A 20,502-nucleotide genomic window follows, 5' to 3' on the forward strand; every position below is an offset into this window, starting at 1 on the left:
AAGAGGAACTCCTCTTTGTGCTCTTTGCATACTTTCTCGGCTAAATCATCAGGCCTTCGCTGGCTTGGCCTTCTTTGGGAGTTTGGTTTCCTTTGGCGCTTCGGGCGGGGCGGGCTCCCGTTCGCGCATCCACACCCAGGCGCCCGCGGCGATGGTGAGGGTCTCGAAGGCCCAGTAGACCACCAGGGCGTTCATGATGCCGCTGGTGAAGCCGTAGCTGTGGAGACCGACGCCGAGCTGGTTCACGCCCCACCAGGAGAAGGCCACGATCATGGCCAGCACCACGGCGCCCTGAGAAATGCCCATGTCCTTGATATGGCGGCCCATTTTGGCGTGGAGAATTACCAGACTCCACAGGCAGATCATGAGCGCCCCGTTTTCCTTGGGATCCCAGCCCCAGAAGCGTCCCCAACTGTCGTTGGCCCAGATGCCGCCCAGGATGGTCCCGACGGTGGAGAAGAGCAGGCCGAAGCACAGCACGCCGTAGACCATGCGGGTCAGGCTGCGGTAATACTCCTTGTTGTCGGCCTTGAACTTGAAGAGCCGGCTGAAGATGTAGATATGGGCCAGGGCGCCCGAGAGCATACCCGCGGCGTAGCCCACGTTGATGATGGTCACGTGGGTGGCGAGCCAGAAGTTGGTGTCCAGCACGGCCACGAGGCTGGGCATGGTGTCCACGCCCTCTTTCATCTCATAGCGGAAGGCCAGGAACATGCCGGCCATACCCAGGAAGGAGGCCATGGCCAGGGCGATGCGCTGGCGGTTGGCGTATTCGATGAACATCGCGACAAGCACGGCGCAGGCCGTAATAAAGAGCACGGTTTCATAGAGCGTGGAGATGGGCGGACGCTCGCGGATGATGCAGCGCAGCGTGATGCCGATAATCAGCAGGGCCGTGGGGAACAGCACGCCGGCAATGGCCGCCTTGTGCAGGGCGCCGCTGCGGGGGAACAACCAGCCGAAGGCCACGAGGATGAAGGACAGCACATAGAGCCACTGGCTGTAGAACAGGTACTTGCCCTTGTAGTAGTGGACTTCGAGGGGGACTTTGGCGTACTCCCCTCGTGATTCGGCGCGGGCCACGGTGCCTTTGTGGAATTCCTGCGCGGCGGCCAGGAAGGCGGGGCGATCCTTAACCAGCGAAGGAAGCTTTTCCAGCGTGCCGAGCAGGGCAAAGGTTTCGGGCTCGTTCTGGGTCATGCCAATGGCCGCGGAAAGGATGTCGGCGGGCGTCTGCCAGGCCTTGGTTTCGGCGTTCGCGGGGGGGAAGAGGGGCAGGCCCTGGGCGCGGCCCGCGGTGGCGTCGAACTCGTCCAGCAGTTTGCTGAAGGCCGCCACCTCCGCCTGGACGGCATCGTTGCTCAGACCGGCGGGATTGCCCTTCAGGCTGGCGAGGACCTTGGCGGCGCGCTCCAGCGCCACGCTCATGGTCACACCGTCGGCCTCGGGAAAGGACTTGGCCAGGGACGTGTCGCCGGTTACCGTGAACCGCTGGCCCGCGAAATCCATGAAGTGAATAAGCTGGGTGAAGGTGAAAAATTTGTTGGCCAGATCGAGGACGCCCTGCTGCACCAGATCGCGCTTCTTGGCGTCGATGGCGTTGTAGTCGTCGGCCAGCCTCATCAGCTTCTCAAAACCGGGTTCAAGTTCGTTGTAGGAGTAGCGGCTGCGCCGGTTGTCGTGGATGTCCACGCCGATGGCCGACACGACATCGTAGTTGTCCACCACGAAGTGCTGGTAGGTCTTGGCGATCTCGGGATAGAACAAGGCGTCGAGCAACCAGGGAATCGGCGTGAGCTTCTCACCGGACTCGGTCTTGAAGGTTCGCTTGCCGTTCATCTGGAGCATGGCGAACTGGGCATAGGTGTCCAGGGGTTTCACACGACCGCCGTCCTGTACGGGCAGGGTGGCGAAGGTCTCCACAATCTCTTTGCTCCAGGGCTCGCGGGCTTCCGGGGCGGGCTTGGCGGCTTCCGGAGCGGCGGCCTCGGGAGCGGCGGCTTCGGCGGCCGGTGTCGGGGTCGCGGGCGTCTCCTGCGCCTGTGCGCCCGCCAGCGTGGCGAGGCCGAGGGCCAGGGCAAGGGTCAGCAGCAGGGGGGTACGGGCGATCATGCGGTGCGCCTCCGGTTTTCGGCTCGCAGGTACGAGATGAGTTTTTGAAGGAAGTGGATCAGCAGCCCCGCCGAAATAACGAGGCAACTGTAGAGCGGCCACTGATCGGCCGGATTCTTGACGACGGAGAAGGTGGAGAAGAGCCGCTCGCCCGGTTTGGCATTTTGCGGGCCCCAACCGGACTGGAAGAGGGTATAGCCGTTGTGGCGGAGCGGTTCGTTCATGCGGATATTGACCTTACGGTCAATCGGGCCTTCGGTCTGGGTCACCACGCTCTCAAAGTTCGCCGCCATGCCCGTGCGGGGGTGGAGATCCCGGATAAACTCGTCCAGCGTGATGGTGAAGGGCAGGGGGAAGGTCTTGTGGCGCAGGTCGATGGCGTAGTCCTGGCCCTTGACGGTGACCACCCAGGGGGCCATGGAGAAGCCGAAGAGAATGCCGTTTTGAACCTGTTTGGTTTCCTTGTCCATGACCATGGCGTAGGCCCCGGCCACGTTTTGCTCCGCGTTCATTTCCGGCTCCCGGGAAACCAGGCGAAGGCCGTCCACGCCCGTGCCATCCGTCGAGGGAGCCGGGGCGCAATTGAACAGAAAGTTCTCCACCATCAGGCTGAAGGGCAGATTGGGATGGCGGAATTCCCGGGTGTCCTCCGGGGACATGTCGGAGAATTGTTCGTCCTGGATAATGTAGGACTTGCCGTAGAAGCCGTCCTTGAGCTCCGAGATTTCAATTTCCCAGTCGTAGTAGCTCTGGTACTGGCTTGACTTGTCCTGGGGGTACAGGGTCATGTGGCCGGAGGTGGAATAGTGAAAGGTGACGAATCCGGCGATGAGCATGTAGAGGATGCCGCCGTGGGCGATGATCATCCCGGGGTGGCGCCAGTCTTTTTTTACCCGGATAATTCCGCCGCACACGAGATTGATGAAAAGAAGGACCGACAGCAGGTAAACCCCGGGAAGGGGGATGGGGATCTTGTTGAACAGGTGATGCACGAGGATGAACGAGTTGAAATACTTGTTCTGCACGTCGAAGAGACTGGATTCGGTCTGCTCCAGTGTCCCGAAGAGGGTGAGGATGGTGAGGAGAATCAACACCACCACGGCGAAGCCGTAGGAGGCGAAGAAGTCGAAAACTTTCTTGGGTACGGATTTTTCAGAAGTCATGGGTATCACGCCGTAAGTTGGGTTCAGTGGAGGGAAGCGCAGAAGGCGGTGAAGTTTGCCTTTTGCGCGTCCACTTCACTTGCGGGTCCGGTCAGTTTGATAAAGATGGTGCTGCCGCCTTTGGACGCCAGCGCGCCCAGCAGCTTGTAGTCCGGTTTGGCCGCGCCACCCATGTCGGTGAAGCTGCCCGCGAATTCAACCAGAGGCGATTCCACGCCGAGTACGCTAATCTTCGGCAGGGCCGCGATGGCCGCTTCGTCCAGGGGCGCATTGCCCATCTGGTTGGCCCAGCGGTTGATGTTGGACACCGCGCCGCCGCCTTCACCCGCCAGGGTCGTAACATAACATTCCACGCCACCGACGTTGTAGGTCACCGCGCGCATCATTTTTTCCGGTCCAAGCTGCCAGCCTTCGGGTGCGGTCCACTGGAGGGCGTTCGGATTGAAGCCGCCCTCGGGTGTCGGATCGGCCACACCGTGAGGATTCTCTGCCGACGCCACCGGCGCGGGGGCCGGCGCTTCGGGCATGGGCGCGGCCTCTGCGGGGGCGGCCGCTTCGGGCGCGGCGCCTTCGGCGGACTTACGCAGTGATGCGGCGAAGGCCAGGAAATTGGCTTCCTCCGCCGCCAGCAGGTCTTTCGGGCCGGTCATTTTCACGAAGTAGGAGGTGGTCTCGTTCATAAGGGCCAGGCCGTACATGCGGAAGTTTTCTTTGACCACCGCGCCGCTCATGCCGCCATAGGAGCCGTCGATGGTAACGAAGGAGGCCTCGCCGCCGAGTAGGGGATGCTTCGGCAGGGCCGCGATCTGCTCGGGGGTGAGGGCGGGCTGGCCCATTTGCTGCTGCCAGCGATTGATGTTCGAATCCAGACCGCCGGCGGTCCCGCTCAGCTCGGTCAGGTAGCATTCCACGTCCGGTTGGCCCGTGATGCCGAGATTGGCTACGCGCATCATGCCGGGCTCTTTGTTCTCCCAGCCGGCGGGGACAGTCCAGGTATACCCGGAGTCGGCGGCGGTCGGCGCGGGCTTTACCTCGCCGGGGGCCGCCGCGGCGTGGTCGTGTCCGTCGCCTTCGGTGTGGACATGGCCGTCGCCTTCAGCCGCACCGTGATTGTGGTCGTCACCGGGCGCCACGGCGTGCAGGGTCGATGCGATCAGGTCGAAGTTCGCTTCCTGACCTTCCAGCACGGCCCTGGGTCCCGTCATCTTCAGAAAGAAGCCCTGCTCCCGGCCCGATTCGGGATCGGTGTGGGTAAGCATCAGGCCGTACATGCGATAATTCTCCTTGGGAGCCGCATTGTTCATGCCGCCGAAGGTCCCGTCGATGAGAATAAAGGTGCCGGGCTGGCCGAAGATCTGCTTCTTTGGCAGGGCCTCGATGGCTTCCGGCGTCAAGGGGTCCAGGCCCATCTGGCCGCGCCAGCGGTTCAGATTGGCCGCCAGGCCGCCGCCGCCGCCGGGCAGCAGCGTGAAGTAGCATTCCGCCTCGGGCGTTTCGGTCATGCGCAGGTTGACCTGGCGCATGTCAGTCTTGGCCACCGCTTCCCAGCCCTGGGGCATGTCGTGGTGAAAGGTGATACCGCCCAGGGGATCCTCGGAAGCGCCTTCCTGCTGGCCGCCGTGGCCCGCCATGCCGCCGGACTGGGACATGCCCAGGCGCTGCTCGGTGGAGGCCTTTGCCGGGGCCGGACGCGCTCCGGCGCCGGGTTCGCGAACTTCCGTTATTTCCTGTTGGGCGGGTTGGGAGCAACCCGAAATCAGGAGAAGGGGGGTCATCATGGCAAGAGTGAGAACACGAAGGGACATGGCGATGATGTAATCCTTTGTACGGTGCTATCCGGGGTTTGATGCACCGCTGGGGAAAATCCAGTGGCCTCCACGAATCATTTTTCGCGACTGCCCTGCCCCCGACCTGATTGCGCAGAACTGCGCGCCTTGTTAGATCCACGGGCAATAGTCTACCCGTCGGAGGGAACTTAAGTCAAAGATTCGGGCCTGCTTCCGGCGCTGAATGCCATACCTCGGCCGCGGAAAAGGTTCCAGGAAATTTGGGCTCCAGGACGGATTGGAGCGATATGACGGATTGAATCGGTCGTATTCGTCGTATCGGTCCTATCGGGACGGCGAGAGCACTTCCCTCTCACAGCGTGCCACCACGTCCGCCAGATGGAGGATCTGGTTCACGTGATACTTCACGGGGTTCACCGTGCGGTACCGGGTGTCCATTTCGGGGCAGGCCAGCACGGTGGCGGGGTCAAGCAGGATGCGGTCGCCGCGCAGGTTCAGGATGCGCTGGCGCCGCAGGTAGTCCAGTGCGTCGCGGAGGTCGCGGTCAAAGTCCGAATCCAGCGCGGGATCGAGATAGCGGTGGCGCAGGGCATCGCGCATCCGGCGCACGGCGTCGGCCAGCACCGTTTTCGCCACTTCGGGGGGATGTTGATGGAGGCATTTGAGATAAATGAACATGCTCAAAAAGTGCAGCATGTGCAATTCCACCAGATCGGAAAGATCGCAAAACAGCGCCGCATCGAAGTCGCGCTGGGCCTCCCGACGCGCGTTGGGCTCCAGGTGGCGGGGCGTTCCGACGATGACCGCACTGACCTTCTTGATGGGATTATAGGTTCGCCCTACCGGTACGCCGGGCACGGGAAGGTCCGGATTGCGTCGTTGGGCCTGGGCCACAAAGAAGGCCACCGAGCCGGGCTCGTCGCCGCCGGTATGTACCTCCAGCCAATGCCCGCTCCGGCTTCGCCCGCCGCAGGGGAAGATGACAAAGGAGTCGGGCTCCAGCAGAATATCGATCAGCGGCTTGAGCTGGGCGAGGGAGGGGCTGCCCTGGGCGATGTTGTAGGAGCCGCCCATTTCCGCCACCTCGTTCATATCGATGGGAATCCAGTTCCAGGGAAAGCCGCCAAAGTAATCGTCGCGCATGACGAAGCGCGTTTTCATCGTGTAATCACTGGCTTCCTGCACGGCGTAGCACACGAAGAATTGATCGTCCAGCTTGAGGTGGTTGCCGACGTAGACGGCGGGGTGCTGCTTCGGGCAGCGCTCGGTGTGGCGCACACGGATGCGGGGATCCATGCGGGTGATCTGGCGGTAGGCCACTTCCACGCGCCACCAGTGCCGCACAAAGCTGGGTCGTTTGCCCAGATGGAGGCGGTAGAGCACATAGCGGAAGAGCAGATAGAGGGTCACGGCCCAGCACCAGAGCCGGGTGAGGAGCGGGGGATTGCGGCGGCTCATCGGGACGGTCCCGGCGGGACATAAGTTTTGCCGCTCGGAAATTTACCCCCCCTGCCCCCCCGCTTGCGGGGGGGCAGGGGGGGTAGACTCCGCACGGGTATGTTATCGTCGATAGAAATTTCCAGTGCTTCCAAGGTCGGGATCATACGCTTGAAAAGTTCAAAATATATATAAGGCTAAACCTAGAACACCAGCACAGGCTCGCGAATCATCCGCTCGATGAGCGTATAGCCGTCTTCAATCAGCACATGGGTGTTGGCCGCAATCTTCTCCGAATAGGCGGTCTGGCCGTCCACGGGCACACCCGCGCCACAGAGACCGAAGGGCACCGGGCCCCCCGCGTGGGTGCGGGTCTGGATGGTCGTGTAGTGGTCGGGCGCAATGAGAATCCGCATGTCCGGGTGGCTGTCGTGATAGGCCAGGGCCGGCGCCACAATGCGCGCATCGTAGTCCTCGATGGCCTGAATCTTGAGATCGGCGCGACCCTGGTGGGCGGTCTCGTCCGGGGCTTCCAGGTGGACGTAGACGAAGTCGTGGTCCTCCAGCGCCTTTAGTCCCGCCTGGATCTTGCCTTCATAGTTCGTATCGATCCACCCCGTGGCTCCGGGTACGTCAATCACGTCGAGACCGGCGCAGACGCCGATGCCCTTCACGAGATCCACAGCGGAGATGACGGCGCCCGTGAGGCCGAAGCGATCCGCGTAGCTTTCCATTTCGGGGGCCTTGCCCTGGCCCCAAAGCCAGATTGAGGTGACCGGACGCTTGCCATCGGCGATGCGCTGTTGATTGATGGGGTGATTGTGCAGGATCTCCTGAGAGCGGGAAATCATGGCCCGGGCCATGTCGCTACCCTTGCCCTGGGGGAGCCACGCCTCCGTGGCCTGGTCGGTGATGTTGTGGGGCGGCTCGCAGCGCATGCGCACCATGTCGTCCAGCGACGCGGCAGGGGAGTCGGTGACGATAGCCAGATGGCGATAGCTTACGCCGGTGTGAAAGACCGCTGGAAATTCCTTGCCCAGGGTTTCATTTAGAATCGGGATGATCTCAGCCGCCTCTTCGGTCGCGATATGACCGGCGGTGAAGTCGCGCATCATGCCGTCTTCAATCGTGACCAGATTACACCGGTAGGCGACCTGATTGGCCGCCAGCGGTATGCCCTGATTTGCCGCTTCGATGGGCGCGCGACCGCGGAAGCTTGCCTTGGGATTGTAGCCGAAGAGAGAGAGATTACCGATGTCGCTGCCGGCGGGTAGACCATCGGGGATGGGACAGAACTGGCCCGTCATGCCACGGGCGACCAGGGCGTCCATGGCGGGGGTCTTTGCCACTTCGATGGGCGTGCGGCCGCCATATTCGGGCAGGGGCCAGTCCGCCATGCCATCGCCAAGAAGGATAAGGTATTTCACGACAATTCTCCGGTGATTTGGGGTGTTTCGGGCATGTGGGGCATACGATAGCATACGGGGCGGCGGCGGTGCATTTTTAGGCTTCAGGCTTCAGGCTGTAGGCTTCAGGCTGTAGGCTGTAGGCGTTAGGCCTGGAGTCTGGAGTCTGGAGTCTGGAGTCTTATGGGTCTTATGGGTCTTATGGGTCTTATGGGTCTTATGGGTCTTATGGGTCTTATGGGTCTTATGGGTCTTATGGGTCCTTGGGACGCGACGTGATGCATACCAGTAATTACAGCCTGCCGCCTGAATCCTCAATCATTGCGTTAGTGACCGCCGGGCGCGTAGGATCCCTTGACCAACTCAGCAGTCCCTTCTACCCCCGGAGTTCCATGTAATGCCCGATATCGATTGGTTTGACCGCGTTGCCCGCCATGGCGTTGTACTGGATGCGCGTCAGTTGGAGCAGTTGACCCAGTACGGATTCCTGTTGCGGACGTGGAGCGCTTTCACGGCGCTGGTGTCGTCGGGGAATCTGGCGGAGCTGGAGTCTCTGCATTTTGTAGACTCCCTGAGTCTGGTGGACGTGGTGCGGGGAAATGTGGCGCCGGGCGAGACGTTGCTGGATATCGGCACGGGTGGGGGCTTTCCGGCCATTCCGCTGGCGGTGGCGCTGCCGGACCGGAAGTTTGTCCTGATGGAACGGAGCGCAAAGAAGGTCTCGTTCCTGAGGAAGGTGATGGGGGCCCTGGGTCTGGGGCACGTTTCCCTCATCCATGGGAGCTTTCCGGAGGATGTGCCGGAGGAGCCGCCGGTGGCGATTACCGCCAGGGCCGTAGAGCGTGCGGATGCGATTTTGGCCGATATCGTGGATATTCTGCCGGATAATTGCGTGTTTCTCTGCCAGTCCGGCGATCCGACGGATAAAATTGACGGAAAAGTGTTCCACGTGGAACATGTGGAGGATGAATGGACCCGCAGCGGAGACCGGCGGGGCAGTCTCCATCTGGTGCGCCTCCGGGAGCAGGGCTGAAGGGCGGAATTGTTCCACGTGGAACATTCCGGGGGACGGACCCGCGCCCCAGTGATGCCGGATCGCGCAAATCATCCGGTACCGCAACGGAAGACGGACATTGGCGGCGTGTGTTCGATGCGTGGGCCTGTCCCGGTGGAGGTGTGGGAGCGCGAAGTGCAGCAAGACACCCATCTTCCAGGACCCTTATTGTGAACGCCCACGTCGCGACCTTACATCCTCGGGGACATGCCGCCGCCTCCGGGCGCCCGTCTTCGACCCGGTAGCGCGAGGTTGTGCCTGGGGTGCTTCTCTTGACCTGGCGGGCTTGCGGCGGTACGTCCCTCGGGACGGACCCGCGCCCCTGTCTGCGGCGAGGGCCGAAATCGTTGCAAGCTGTTGCCAAGGTAGTGTGACGTGTATGACAATGCGTGTTGGAGCCGGGCGGTCTTCTCGGCGGCATCGGGGTCAAATCACGTTTGAACGGGCTTTCGACGCGTTGTTTTTCCCTTTCCGTGAACTTCCGTGCCCTTCCGTGGTCAAAAGCGAACATAGACCACGGAAGGGCGCGGAAGTTCACGGAAAGGGAAGTGCAGGGGCACATGCATTGCTATATGCCGCCATGCAAGCTGTACTGTTATAGTGTGTTTTCGGACAGATTGTCACAGAACGGAGGTTCTTATTGGGGCTTCTGCCGCGAACCGTCCTAGCTGTGGAGCAGCTCGACGCAGGTGTCGTACACCATTTCCGGGGTGATCTTGCGGAAAAGTTCGTCCGCATTCGCGCGGTCGATGCTCTTCACCGGAATCTCCGGGCCCGCATAGAGCACCTTGGAGGGCTGGCGCAGGGGGGCGTGCTGGCTGGGGTGCGTGCCGCCGAAGATCGCCACTACGGGGGTGCCCATGGCCGACGCGATGTGCATGGGTCCCGTGTCGCCGCCGCAATAGAGGTCGCACTGGTCCACCAGAGCGGCGTAGTGCTTCAGGTCCGGGGTCTCGGGGGCCACATGGGGTTTGCCGTGGATAAGCTTGATGAGCTGATTAATCGTAGCCCGCTGGCCGGGGCCCCAGGTGAGCAGCACCTCGTAGCGACCGTCGCTCATGATCATCTCGGCCAGTTCCGCGTAGAACTCCAGGGGCCACTGCTTCTCCGGGCGGTCCACCGGAGCGTGGAGCGCGATCACCTTCTTGGCGCCGTGGAAGACCTTGTGGAAATAGGCGTCGATGGTGTCATCCACATCCTCGGGGATGTCGATAACGACGTCCAGGGAGTGGCATTTTGCTTCGAGGACCTTGCAGAGTTCGAGGTTCTCTTCGATCCGGTTCATGAACTTTGAGGGCAGGGCCACGCGACGATTGGTGGTCAGGAAACTGAGCTCCTGGCTCCGGGGACGGCTGAAGCCGTAGCGCAGTCCGGCACCGGAGGCCAGGGTTAACAGACCCGTCTTGAAAATGCCGTGGAAATCGATGATCCAGTCGTAGCGATTGGCCCGGATGGTCCTGCACAGTTCGAGGAAACTGCCCACGCTGTGTGGCGCGTTGCCGCCGCGATCAAAAACATGGATCTGGTCGAGGGCTGGATGGCCGGAGATGATCTCGTAGGACTTCTGCTCGATCACCCAGTCGATCTGGGCGTTGGGATAGCGGTTGCGCAGGGCGTGCAGGGCGGGCAGAACGCGGACCACGTCGCCAATGGCGCTCAAGCGTATGATGAGAATACGAGGTACGCCATTGATCATCGTTTCGGTCCAACCAATCCAGAATACCCTTTGGGCAAGGAATGTCTGTCCGGACCCCAGTTACCGCACAGACGCGGCGCAATGTGCCGGAAGACAGGTGCGTGGCCAGCGCCCCCGGCTGGACTGTGTCAGCCGCCTGGCGGCTGTAAAACCTGAAAAAAAATGGCGGAGAGTGAGGGATTCGAACCCTCGGTACGCTTTCACGCACACACGCTTTCCAAGCGTGCTCCTTTAGCCACTCGGACAACTCTCCACGGGGCAGATCAGTATAGGGTTTTACGGTGCCGGAAGTCAAACGCGCTACTGGAAACAGATCGATTGGACGGATAAGACGTACAGGACCGATGTGATCCCATCCGTCATATCGGTCCTATCCGTCCCTGGAGGCCACCCCCATTCCCGACTTTACCCGCGTGCGCGGCCTCGGCTATAATTTCCCCTTAACTGGTCAACCGCCCTTCCCGTCGGCACGCAGGAAGGTTCAACGCCAAGGAGCTTCGTTTCAATGAGCAATGCCACGGAACTTACGGAAGATAATTTCAAAGACACGGTCGCCCAGGGCGTTACCCTGGTGGATTTCTGGGCCGAATGGTGCGGACCCTGCCGCATGATTGCCCCCGCGCTTGACGAGCTGGCCGTGGAGTTCGCCGGCAAGGCGACCGTTGGCAAGGTGGACGTGGACAGCGCCGCAAACCTCGCCCAGGAGTTCAGCGTCTCCAGCATCCCCACGCTTCTGGTGATGAAAGACGGTGCGGAAGTGCGTCGCTTCATCGGCGTGACGAGCAAGACCGAGCTCAGCCAGGCGCTCAACGCCGCGATTGGGTAAATATAGATAGTTCTTGAAGCCCCGGCGTGATCGTCGGGGCTTTTTTTGTTCGACGATGACTTCTCTATCTTGCAGGGACATCAGCGACTTCAGGGACGGCAGAAGAAATACCGCCGACCCTGCTTTTTCGCGCACACGCCCCAACTTTCGTTGGGCCCCCGCGTTGCGCTATACTAAACCAGTCCGCTTCTGGACTCATCCGGGCCTTCCAGTCCCGTCACCCTTCGAATTCCTGAGGGCCCCCGGTATGCATAGGCCCCGATCCCACTAAGGAGAGTTCCCCATGAATCCAAAACACGTTGCCGTTGCGGGCGCCACCGGCGTGGTGGGCCAGCAGATGCTGCGGGTCCTGGAAGACCGCAACTACCCCATCGCCTCCATCAAGTTTCTGGCCTCCGCCCGTTCGGTCGGCCGCACGCTCACGTTCAAGGGTGAGGAAATTCCGGTGGAAGAGCTGACCGAGCAGTCCTTCAAGGGCGTGGATGTGGCCCTCTTCAGTGCGGGCGGCGGGACGAGTACCCACTTTGCCCCGTTCGCGGCGAAAGATGGCTGCGTGGTGGTGGACAACTCCAGCGCCTGGCGTATGGACCCGGAAGTGCCCCTGGTGGTGCCGGAGGTGAACGCCGCCGCGATCAAGACGCACAAGGGCATCATCGCCAATCCCAACTGCTCCACCATCCAGATGGTCCAGGTGCTCCAGCCCATCCACGCGGCGGCCGGGATCAAGCGCATCGTGGTATCCACCTACCAGGCCGTCTCCGGCGCGGGCAGCGCCGCATTGAACGAGATGATGGACCAGATGGCTTCCGTGATGAAGGGCGATGCCGCCGCCTGCACGATTTTCCCCAAGCCCATCGCCTTTAACGTCATTCCCCAGATCCCCCACAAAAATGCTTTTGGCGACAATGGCTACAGTTCCGAAGAGATGAAGATGGTGAAGGAGACGAAGAAGATCATGGGTGACGACAGCATCATGGTTACCGCCACGACCGTGCGCGTCCCGGTGCATACCGGGCACAGCGAATCGGTCAACGTGGAAACCGCGAAGAAGCTCACAGCCGCCCAGGCCCGCGAACTGGTTGCCTCCGCCCCCAATGTCATCGTGATGGACGACCCCACGAAGGACCTGTTCCCCACGGCGCTCGACGCGGCGGGCAAGTTTGAAACCTATGTCGGCCGCATCCGCGAAGACATTTCGCACCCGTCCGCCATTGATATGTGGATCGTGTCGGACAATCTGCTGAAGGGCGCCGCCCTGAACGCCGTGCAGATCGCGGAACTGCTGTAATTATATTTTGAACACGTTCAGGCGCGTCCTCCGGGGCGCGCCTTTTTCGTGGTCCGCAGGCCATCAGGCCGCCGCAGACTCCACGTGCTTCAGCACACGCCCCGCCGCTTCGCGAAACCACACCGTAAAGTGCTCCGGGTGAGCCGCTATCTCCTCCATCAAATCCACACCCTGAATCCACCGCCATTCGCATACCTCGGCCGGGTCCGGTTCAGGTATGCCCTCGAAACGCCCCACGAATACGTGGTCCAGTTCGTGCTCGATCAGTCCATTGTCGAAGCGGGCATGGTAAAGAAACTGAAACAGCGGGGTGATGGGCGTTTCTATCCCCATTTCCTGGCCGAGGCGAATCCGGGCCGCTTCCATGGTCTCCTGGCCAGGCTGCGGGTGGCTGCAGCACGTATTCGTCCAGAGGCCTCCAGAGTGATACTTGTCTGGGTGGCGCCGTTGCAGCAGCCACCGGCCCTGCCCGTCGAACAGGAAGACCGAAAAGGCGCGGTGCAATTCTCCCGTCTGATGGGCCGCAAGCTTTTCACAGCGGCCCAGCGGCTTGTCCGCACTGTCGACCAGAATAACTTCACCAAACATAGCCACGTTCACTCCATCGGGTTTCGGGCGTCAGTCTACTTCGTTCCGCCTCCAGAAATGTAACACGGCGTCTATGTTTTGTCAAAATAAACCTTGACAAAATATAATATGCCCGGTAAGATGGGTTTAAGAGGGTCGCAAGATGATCCCTCCATGATGTACCCGGCGTCGGTGCTGCGTGCGCGCACCACGTCCATAATCCTGAGGCAAATGCGGTGGCGAATCCGGCGGTACATACCTTCAACCACCTGCTGGTCGGTGGCGGACTCCAGAACGGCCTGATTGCGTGGCTGCTTCTGAAGCGTGATCCCGAGGCCCGGGTGGCGCTGATTGAGGCGGGGGACTGCCTCGGCGGCAATCACACCTGGTCCTACCATGCGTCCGACGTGCCCGAGTCCCACGCGTGGGAGCTGAGGCCCCTGGCGCAATATAGCTGGGATACGTATCAGGTGCACTTTCCGCGTTTCATTCGGGAGCTACGCCTGGGCTACCGCTCGCTGCATTCCAGCCACCTGAATCGACTCCTCCTCCACCAGTTCCAGCGGTCGTCCCAGGCTCGTCTGATTCTTTCCACCCGCGCCACGGAAGTCCGTAGTGACCGTGTGGTGCTGGAAACCGGGGAAGTGCTCCACGGTCGCAGCGTGATCGATGCCCGGGGCCCGGTGTTGGATGACACGCCCCGGGCGGCCACCGGCTATCAGAAGTTTGTGGGTCTGGAATTGCGGCTGGGCGCGCCGGGTCGGGCCCGGGTGCCGATCCTGATGGATGCCTGCGTACCCCAGGAAGACGGCTTCCGCTTTTTCTACGTTCTCCCCTATGGGCCCGACCGCGTACTGATCGAGGATACGCGCTTTTCCGATAATCCGGACCTGGACGTGGCGGCGCTTGAAGCGAGCGTGCTGGCCTATGCCGCCGAGCGTCGCTACGACGTGAAGTCGATAATCCGCAAGGAGTCGGGCGTACTGCCCATGCCCTGGACGGCGCGCACGGACTGGCCCAACGCCATGCCGATGGTCGCGGGTTACGGTGGCGGTTTTATTCACCCGGCCACCGGCTACTCTTTCCCGGTGGCGTTGCGCGTGGCGCTCCATGTGGCCAACGCGGCGCCGGGCAATCCCCTGGGCCCGGCGTGGGCGGACCTCCTCACGGGGCACCAGCGGCAATACCGCTTCGCCGCGTTTCTCAACCGGCTGCTCTTCACGGCCTACGAACCGCAGGACCGTTTTCATATCTTCAAGCGCTTCTATCATCAGCCCGAAGAGACCATCGCCCGCTTCTACCGGCTGTCCCTGGAGCGCGCCGATATGGCCCGCATGTTCACGGGGCGACCGCCCAAAGGATTCTCCGTCAAACGCATGGTAAAAGGAGCTCTTCATCGATGATTGGACCCGCCATCGCCGAAACGTCGGCCCCATCGGGGCCCCTGGCGCCCGCCCGTATCCGCGCACGTCTCCTGCATCAATTGCGACTTGAGCTGGAGCCCTATTCACTTCGACGTCAGGGCGCGGGAAACGGGGTGGCCCTGCCGCGCCAGTACTGGCAGAAAGCCCTGGGGACGCCTCTGCGCGATTTTCTCGGTCGGGGCTCGAAGATGTTTCGGGCCCACATGGCCGAGTGGGCCTGGTCCGCGGCCGGTGGCGAAGGGGAATTGTGCATTTCCATACCGCTGTCGGTGGAGGCGCTCCATGCGGGCTCGCTGATTATTGACGATATTCAAGACAAGGCCAGTCTGCGCCGGGGCGACGTGGCGCTTCACGAGCGCTATGGGCTCGCCACGGCGCTGAATGCCGGAAACTGGCTCTATTTCTGGCCGGTGCGACTGCTGTCGGAGGCCAATTTCTCGCCCGAGCAGGAACTGGCGGCCCTGAGGAAGCTGGCGGAAACCCAGCACCGCTGCCATCTGGGCCAGGGCCTGGACGTATCGCTCAAGGTTCACGATATCCACCAGCAGGACATGGTCGGTGTGGTCCGTTCAAAAACTGCGCTGAAGACAGGCGCCCTCATGGGCCTCTCCGCCTACCTCGGCGCCATGGGCGCGGGTGCGGATTCGGAAGCCCGGGAGGCCTTTGCTCGATTCGGTGAAGGCCTTGGCGGCATCCTGCAGATGCTTGACGACGCGGGATCCATCACGAGCGAGGACCGATCGGAGAAGGCCCGGGAGGACCTGATGCAAGGCACGCCGACCTGGCCCTGGGTCTGGGCTGCGGAGCGCCTGGAAGGGGCCGCGTACCGGGAACTCGTGAATCTGTCCCACGATGTTCAGGCGGGTCATGTCGATTTCACCTTTCTCCGCCAGCGCCTTCGCCATGTGCTGCCCGCGGATCTTTCCGTACTGTTGCGTGGTGAGCTGGACCTGGCGCTGGAGGCGGTCCGCCCCGCGATTGTCCGCCCGGCCACCGTGGAAGCCATCCACCGCGAGTTCACCCGCCTGGAGCAAAGCTATGCCTGAAGTACTCTCCCCGGTCAACCCCCCGGCCCGGCACCCAGGGGCCGATCATCCGCCCCGTCCCACGGCGGCCGTTATCGGCAGTGGTTTTGGCGGTCTGGCCGCCGCCATACGCCTGCAGGCGGGCGGCGTTCAGGTGACCCTTTTTGAGGGCCGCGACAAGCCAGGCGGGCGGGCCTATGTCTACGAGGATCAGGGCTTCATATTCGACGGGGGCCCGACGGTCATCACGGCGCCCCAGTGCCTGGAAGAACTCTTTGAAGTGGCCGGGCGAAGAATGTCGGACTATGTGACCCTGCTCCCGGTTCATCCTTTTTACCGCCTTCAGTGGGACGACGGTGATACGCTGGATTATACCGGGGATCTGGACGCCATGCTGGCCCAGATCAACGCCCGAAATCCGAAGGATGCCGAAGGCTACCAGCGCTTTCTCGAATTTACACGCAAGGTATTCGTCAAAGGCTATGAGGAACTGGCCCACGTGCCCTTTCTGCGTTTTGGCGACATGGTGCGGGTGGGACCGGACCTCGCGCGTCTGCGGGCGGATCGGAGTGTGTACAAGACGGTGGCGCGCTATGTGAAGGACGAGCACCTCCGCGAGGCCCTGAGCTTTCACTCGTTGCTGGTGGGGGGCAATCCCTTTGAGACCAGCGCCATCTACACCCTGATTCACTATCTGGAGCGCAAATGGGGCGTCTTCTTCCCCGTTGGCGGAACCGGGGCCCTGATCCGCGCGCTGGTGCGCCTCTTCGAAGACCTCGGCGGCACCATGAACCTCAACGCCCCGGTGCACGAGGTGACCCTGGAGGCGCGTGAATCGCGCCCCGGTCACTGCCTCCACTGGCGCGAGGGCAAAACCGCGCCCTTTGACGCCGTGGTTTCCAATGCCGACGTTCACCACACCTACGCGCGCCTCTATCGCTCTGTACCTTCCGCGCTTCCGATGCAACGCAAGCTGGAGCGCTCCGAGTGGTCCATGTCCCTCTTCGTGCTCTACTTCGGCACGGATCGCCCCTACGATATCGCACACCACACGGTCCTCTTCGGGCCGCGCTACAAAGGGCTGCTGGACGATATCTTTCATGGCCACCAGTTGCCCGAAGATTTCAGCCTGTACCTCCACGCGCCCACCGTCACCGATCCCAGCCTGGCGCCGGAGGGCTGCGGTACCTTTTACGTGCTTAGTCCCGTGCCCCATCTCGGGAATGCGAAGCTGGACTGGGAATCGATTGCACCGGTATATGCCGACAAGATTCTGGCCTATCTGGAGCGGACCATGCCCGACCTCCGACGGCACGTAGTGACAAAACGGTGGATGACGCCGGCGGACTTTCAGGACACACTTCACGCCTATCACGGCTCGGCCTTCTCCCTGGCGCCGACGCTGCGCCAGAGCGCCTGGTTTCGGCCGCACAATCGCGATCCGAGGATTCCCGGTCTGTACATTGCCGGATCGGGCACCCACCCCGGCGCGGGCGTTCCCGGTGTGGTGAACTCGGCCAAGGCCACGGCGGGGCTCGTGCTGGCCGACCTGGGTGTGGGGGCGCGCTGAGTGGCGGGGGCAAACCAGAGCATCTTCCGGGAAACGATTCAGCACCACAGCAAGAGCTTCGCCTTCGCCTCCGCGCTGATTCCCGCAGGGGCCCGCCACCCGGTGGAAGTCCTGTACACCTGGTGCCGCCGGGCCGACGACGCGGTCGATCTGGCGCGGCCCGAAGGGCGTGAGGCAGCGCTGGAAAGGCTCGAGCGCGAACTGGACCAGATATACAGCGAAGCGCCGTTGGATGATGCCCTTGTCCAGGCCATGCGGCTGGTGGTCACCCGCTACGCCATTCCACGGGACTACCCGGCGGAGCTGCTTCAGGGCATGGCCATGGACGCCCGAGGCACGGACTACGACGACATGGAAACCCTGCTGCTCTATTGCTACCGCGTGGCCGGGACGGTTGGTTTGATGATGAGCCACGTGCTCGGGGTGCGCGAGCCCGAAGCGCTGCAGCATGCGGTGCACCTGGGCATCGCCATGCAATTGACCAACATCTGCCGCGATGTCCGGGAAGACTGGGAGAACCGAAGACTGTACATTCCCTGGAGTATTCTCAGCCGCCACGGCGGCACGGCCCTGCCCGGGTTGCGGGGACAGCCCCTCCCCGTTTCCCTGGGATTCGCACTGGCCCGATCGGTGGAAGAACTGCTCCAGCGGGCTGACGCCTACTACGCCTCGGCCGATATCGGCATGCGGAGCCTTTCCTGGCGGGCGGCACTCGCCGTGCGGGCGGCGCGCTATATTTATGCCGAGATCGGCCGCGTGGTCCGGCGGAGCGAGTGCGATGTCTTTGCCGGTCGCGCGGTGGTGCCGAAAGCCCGCAAGGTGACGCTGGCGTTCAAGGCTCTCGGCGAGTGTGCGGCGGAGATGCCCTACCGCAGCCTGCATCGGTTTGTACCCGCGGCGCTGGGCGCGCCCCTTCGCTTTCCCGATGACGTGCTGTTGCTGGAGAAATCGGACGGATCAGACCGATCGGACCGATCGGACCGATCGGTGTGAGCACTCCGATCCGCCTGATCCGTCCGATAACGGGAAATAGCTTTCGATTAGAGATCAACAGCCTCAGAAAGAAAACTGAACATGTCCGAATATGATTTCGTTGTCGTGGGCGCCGGCCACAATGCGCTGGTTTGCGCCGGCTATCTGGCCCGGGCCGGTTGCCGGGTACACGTGGTCGAGCGGCGTCCCGTCGTGGGGGGCGCCGTCGTGACGCAGGAAATTGTGCCTGGCTTCAAGTTTGACCTGGGGGGCTCGGCTCATATCCTTATCAACCACACGCCCATCGTTCGGGAACTGGGTCTGGAGCAATACGGTCTGGACTACATTGACCTGGACCCCCTGTTTTTTCATCCCTTTCCCGACGGCAGCCAGATTACGGTGTGGCGCGATATCGACAAGACTTGCGAAAGCATCGCGGCCATTTCAGAACGCGATGCCGTGGCGTACGGGGCCTTCGTGAAGAAGTGGGAGCCGGTAGCGGAGACCTTCCTGGACGCGTTCATGAACCCGCCGTCCCTGAAGCAGATTACCCAGTCGCTCATGGTGGACACCTGGGCCCGGAGCGAGAATTTCCGGGAAACCTGCCGCGATGCGCTCCTCGGCTATGGCGCCCTGGTGCGGCGCAGTTTCAGCGATCCCCGCGTGCGGGCCCTCGTCGGCTGGATGGCCGCCCAGTCAGGACCGCCGCCCAATGAAGCTGTTTCAGGCCCGCTGGCCATGTGGCATCCGCTGTACCATCGCAGCGGCATGCGCCGTCCCCGGGGCGGTTCGGGCATGCTCACCCAGGCCCTGGCGAAGATGATCGAGGCCCACGGCGGGACCATCACCACCGGCGCGCCGGTTAGGCGAATTCTGGTGGAGCAGGGCCGGACTTGTGGCGTGGAATGTGCCGACGGGACGGTGATCCGGGGCAGGAATGTAGTGTCTGGCGCCCACATACACACAACGCTGAGCATGCTGGACAAGGACGCTATTCCATCGGGATTCCGCAAGCGGGTGATGAAGCGGCGTATAGGAAATGGCTTTGGAATGGTGGTGCGTTTTGCCATGAACGAGCTGCCCAATTACACCGCCCTGCCCACGGGGCCGGAGGGTGGCGAGCATCACAACGCCCTCCAGTTTGTCTGCCCGAGCATGGACTATCTTGATGCATCCTACGCGGACTTCGAGCGGGGCGAGGCGTCGAAGGATCCCGCGCTGGTCGCCATGACCTTTTCGCGGGCCGATCCGTCCCTGGCGCCGGCGGGAAAGCACACGCTCTTTCTCTGGGGCCAGTACTATCCCTACGACTTGGCCAGTGGCGAAAGCTGGGACGACATTGGCAATCGCGAGGCGGACCGCATGCTCGATACTCTGGCGGCCTACGCGCCGAACGTCAAGGGGGCGGTGATTGACCGGCTGGTAGAATCGCCCCTCTATCTGGAGCGGGAACTGGGCCTGCTGCGAGGAAACGTGATGCATCTGGAGATGTCCGCGGACCAGATGTTCTTCCAGCGTCCGGCCTTCGGGGCGCACCAGTACAGAGGCCCCATTCCGGGGCTGTACCTCACGGGCGCCAGTACCCATCCCGGTGGCGGCATCATGGGCGCGGCGGGCCGAAACGCGAGTCGAGTGATCCTGGAGGATTGGGGACGCGAGTCATTCTGAGACAGGATTCTCCCACAGATGGACTCAGATAAGAAAGTATGAGGTACCTTCGTTGAGTGAAGTGCCTAACAGAAATTTTTAGGCCACGTAGACACGGAGGCCCGGAGAAGTAGAGGAGTACCAGAAGTATTGGTTCAGAGGCGCGGTACTCCCACCTGCAATGAGACCTGCTTCATTGCCTTCTCGCAGGTTCTTTCCCCGTGCCTTCGTGCGCTCTCTTTAGTTGAGTACGTAAAAACACGGAGAATTGAAAAACACCAGGAAGAGCCAAGCGACCATCCCGCCTTCCATCTGCACTACTACCTGCTATCTTGGTGCATTTTTTCGTAGAATTGAAAGACTGTAATAGCTGTATACTTGCCTGATGTCGCGCCCTTGCAAGGCTTATATATTTTTTGAACGCGTTTAACCCTGGGCGTCGCCCAAGGCTAATATGTTGGTGGCCCTTCGGGCCGGAATACCATATTCCTATCAAACCCCAATTTTGATGTTCTTATTCGTGAAAAT

15 protein-coding genes and 1 tRNA gene are annotated in these 20,502 nt (G+C 61.9%); 8 read left to right on the plus strand and 8 right to left on the minus strand.

Annotated elements, in window-relative coordinates:
• Nucleotides 1-48: 48 nt before the first annotated feature.
• The 5 genes from ccsA to JNK74_04920 all read right to left on the minus strand — a co-directional run bounded on the left by ccsA (nucleotide 49) and on the right by JNK74_04920 (nucleotide 7,926).
• Nucleotides 49-2,112 (minus strand): cytochrome c biogenesis protein CcsA, encoded by a 2,064-nt coding sequence (gene ccsA / locus JNK74_04900; GenBank protein MBL7645512.1) that lies wholly within the window; start codon nucleotides 2,110-2,112, stop codon nucleotides 49-51.
• On the minus strand, nucleotides 2,109-3,275 hold the full coding sequence (locus tag JNK74_04905; GenBank protein ID MBL7645513.1) for a cytochrome c biogenesis protein ResB: 1,167 nt from the start codon (nucleotides 3,273-3,275) through the stop codon (nucleotides 2,109-2,111). The genes ccsA and JNK74_04905 overlap by 4 nt, the downstream gene beginning before the upstream one ends.
• A 23-nt stretch (nucleotides 3,276-3,298) precedes the next feature.
• A complete protein-coding gene (locus tag JNK74_04910; GenBank protein ID MBL7645514.1) occupies nucleotides 3,299-5,080 on the minus strand; it encodes a hypothetical protein in 1,782 nt (593 codons plus the stop codon).
• A 306-nt stretch (nucleotides 5,081-5,386) separates the two neighbouring features.
• Nucleotides 5,387-6,520: a 1-acyl-sn-glycerol-3-phosphate acyltransferase gene (locus JNK74_04915; protein MBL7645515.1), complete on the minus strand. Its 1,134-nt coding sequence runs from the start codon at nucleotides 6,518-6,520 to the stop codon at nucleotides 5,387-5,389.
• Between the two features lie 182 nt (nucleotides 6,521-6,702).
• Nucleotides 6,703-7,926 (minus strand): cofactor-independent phosphoglycerate mutase, encoded by a 1,224-nt coding sequence (locus tag JNK74_04920; protein ID MBL7645516.1) that lies wholly within the window; start codon nucleotides 7,924-7,926, stop codon nucleotides 6,703-6,705.
• A 376-nt stretch (nucleotides 7,927-8,302) separates the two neighbouring features.
• Between JNK74_04920 and JNK74_04925 the strand changes: the two genes are divergently transcribed.
• The gene (locus tag JNK74_04925; protein MBL7645517.1) at nucleotides 8,303-8,938 is read left to right on the plus strand and encodes a class I SAM-dependent methyltransferase; all 636 of its coding nucleotides are present in this window, start codon (nucleotides 8,303-8,305) and stop codon (nucleotides 8,936-8,938) included.
• A 685-nt stretch (nucleotides 8,939-9,623) separates the two neighbouring features.
• Here the strand turns inward: JNK74_04925 and JNK74_04930 are convergent.
• Nucleotides 9,624-10,655 carry a glycosyltransferase family 9 protein gene (locus JNK74_04930; GenBank protein MBL7645518.1) on the minus strand — a complete coding sequence of 344 codons (1,032 nt, stop codon included), beginning with the start codon at nucleotides 10,653-10,655 and terminating at the stop codon, nucleotides 9,624-9,626.
• Nucleotides 10,656-10,818: 163 nt separating this feature from the next.
• A tRNA-Ser gene (locus JNK74_04935) sits at nucleotides 10,819-10,908 on the minus strand.
• A 252-nt stretch (nucleotides 10,909-11,160) separates the two neighbouring features.
• On the opposite strand from JNK74_04935, the gene trxA reads away from it, so the two are divergent.
• Both trxA and JNK74_04945 read left to right on the plus strand, forming a co-directional pair.
• Nucleotides 11,161-11,481 carry a thioredoxin gene (gene trxA, locus JNK74_04940; protein MBL7645519.1) on the plus strand — a complete coding sequence of 107 codons (321 nt, stop codon included), beginning with the start codon at nucleotides 11,161-11,163 and terminating at the stop codon, nucleotides 11,479-11,481.
• A gap of 283 nt (nucleotides 11,482-11,764) precedes the next feature.
• The gene (locus JNK74_04945) at nucleotides 11,765-12,769 is read left to right on the plus strand and encodes an aspartate-semialdehyde dehydrogenase (protein ID MBL7645520.1); all 1,005 of its coding nucleotides are present in this window, start codon (nucleotides 11,765-11,767) and stop codon (nucleotides 12,767-12,769) included.
• Between the two features lie 63 nt (nucleotides 12,770-12,832).
• Here JNK74_04945 and idi read toward each other — a convergent pair whose 3' ends face one another.
• A complete protein-coding gene (gene idi / locus JNK74_04950; protein MBL7645521.1) occupies nucleotides 12,833-13,357 on the minus strand; it encodes an isopentenyl-diphosphate Delta-isomerase in 525 nt (174 codons plus the stop codon).
• 215 nt (nucleotides 13,358-13,572) lie between these two features.
• Here idi and crtY point away from each other — a divergent pair, with 215 nt between their 5' ends.
• The 5 genes from crtY (at nucleotide 13,573) to JNK74_04975 (ending at nucleotide 19,995) form a co-directional block, all read left to right on the plus strand.
• Complete coding sequence (gene crtY, locus JNK74_04955; GenBank protein MBL7645522.1) at nucleotides 13,573-14,739, plus strand: lycopene beta-cyclase CrtY; 1,167 nt, start codon at nucleotides 13,573-13,575, stop codon at nucleotides 14,737-14,739.
• A complete protein-coding gene (locus tag JNK74_04960; GenBank protein MBL7645523.1) occupies nucleotides 14,736-15,806 on the plus strand; it encodes a polyprenyl synthetase family protein in 1,071 nt (356 codons plus the stop codon). The genes crtY and JNK74_04960 overlap by 4 nt, the downstream gene beginning before the upstream one ends.
• Entirely contained in the window at nucleotides 15,799-17,355 is a 1,557-nt protein-coding gene (locus JNK74_04965) for a phytoene desaturase (GenBank protein ID MBL7645524.1), read from the plus strand. Before JNK74_04960 ends, JNK74_04965 begins: the two co-directional genes overlap by 8 nt.
• A complete protein-coding gene (locus JNK74_04970; GenBank protein MBL7645525.1) occupies nucleotides 17,356-18,348 on the plus strand; it encodes a phytoene/squalene synthase family protein in 993 nt (330 codons plus the stop codon).
• An 81-nt stretch (nucleotides 18,349-18,429) separates the two neighbouring features.
• Nucleotides 18,430-19,995 (plus strand): NAD(P)/FAD-dependent oxidoreductase, encoded by a 1,566-nt coding sequence (locus JNK74_04975; GenBank protein ID MBL7645526.1) that lies wholly within the window; start codon nucleotides 18,430-18,432, stop codon nucleotides 19,993-19,995.
• Nucleotides 19,996-20,502 lie beyond the last annotated feature (507 nt).

This window comes from Candidatus Hydrogenedentota bacterium, from assembly GCA_016791475.1.
Classification (GTDB): Bacteria; Hydrogenedentota; Hydrogenedentia; order Hydrogenedentales; family JAEUWI01; genus JAEUWI01.

Excerpts from the sequence above, each read along its gene's own strand:
- JNK74_04965 (MBL7645524.1), top strand. The coding sequence starts at position 15,799 with ATGCCTGAAGTACTCTCCCCGGTCAACCCCCCGGCCCGGCACCCAGGG.
- JNK74_04945 (MBL7645520.1), top strand. The coding sequence starts at position 11,765 with ATGAATCCAAAACACGTTGCCGTTGCGGGCGCCACCGGCGTGGTGGGC.
- JNK74_04960 (MBL7645523.1), top strand. The coding sequence starts at position 14,736 with ATGATTGGACCCGCCATCGCCGAAACGTCGGCCCCATCGGGGCCCCTG.
- JNK74_04910 (MBL7645514.1), bottom strand. The coding sequence starts at position 5,080 with ATGTCCCTTCGTGTTCTCACTCTTGCCATGATGACCCCCCTTCTCCTG.
- JNK74_04925 (MBL7645517.1), top strand. The coding sequence starts at position 8,303 with ATGCCCGATATCGATTGGTTTGACCGCGTTGCCCGCCATGGCGTTGTA.
- JNK74_04930 (MBL7645518.1), bottom strand. The coding sequence starts at position 10,655 with ATGATCAATGGCGTACCTCGTATTCTCATCATACGCTTGAGCGCCATT.
- trxA (MBL7645519.1), top strand. The coding sequence starts at position 11,161 with ATGAGCAATGCCACGGAACTTACGGAAGATAATTTCAAAGACACGGTC.
- JNK74_04975 (MBL7645526.1), top strand. The coding sequence starts at position 18,430 with ATGTCCGAATATGATTTCGTTGTCGTGGGCGCCGGCCACAATGCGCTG.
- JNK74_04915 (MBL7645515.1), bottom strand. The coding sequence starts at position 6,520 with ATGAGCCGCCGCAATCCCCCGCTCCTCACCCGGCTCTGGTGCTGGGCC.
- ccsA (MBL7645512.1), bottom strand. The coding sequence starts at position 2,112 with ATGATCGCCCGTACCCCCCTGCTGCTGACCCTTGCCCTGGCCCTCGGC.
- idi (MBL7645521.1), bottom strand. The coding sequence starts at position 13,357 with ATGTTTGGTGAAGTTATTCTGGTCGACAGTGCGGACAAGCCGCTGGGC.
- JNK74_04905 (MBL7645513.1), bottom strand. The coding sequence starts at position 3,275 with ATGACTTCTGAAAAATCCGTACCCAAGAAAGTTTTCGACTTCTTCGCC.